The organism is Citrobacter sp. TBCS-14 (assembly GCF_005280805.1).
GTDB lineage: Bacteria > Pseudomonadota > Gammaproteobacteria > Enterobacterales > Enterobacteriaceae > Citrobacter > Citrobacter gillenii.
Window position 1 is genome coordinate 1 of record NZ_SZWM01000077.1, and the last position, 470, is coordinate 470.

At 50.7% G+C, this 470-nt stretch carries 1 pseudogene; it reads right to left on the reverse strand.

Features of this window, described 5'->3' with window-relative positions:
- Positions 1–470: pseudogene (rpoB, locus tag FDX22_RS00430) on the reverse strand (DNA-directed RNA polymerase subunit beta); the annotation flags it as partial.

Here is a 470-nt window from a genome sequence, read left to right on the forward strand (position 1 = left end):
GTGAACAGCGTTTCGATACGTTTGTGGCCAGACTGGCTCAGCTTAGCCAGCAGATCCAGGCTCAGCTCCATGTTAGCTGCGCAGATCAGCTCGCCAGTAGATTCGTCAACGTAGTCTTTAGCCGCAACTTTACCAGCNCCGCAACTTTGCCCGCGATGTACTCAACTGGAACTTCGATAAGCTTGATATCGTCTTTTTCCAGCTGACGAATATGGCGCGCAGTGATGCGACGACCTTTTTCGACGTAGATTTTGCCGTTAGCTTCAATATCAAAGGAGGCGGTTTCACCACGCAGGCGTTCCGGCACCAGTTCCATCTGCAGCTTGTTGTCACGAATTTCGAAGACAACTTTCTCAAAGAACAGGTCAAGGATCTGCTCAGTGGTGTAGTTCAGCGCACGCAGAATAATGGTCGCAGGCAGTTTACGGCGACGGTCAATACGTACGAACAGGTTGTCCTTCGGATCGAAT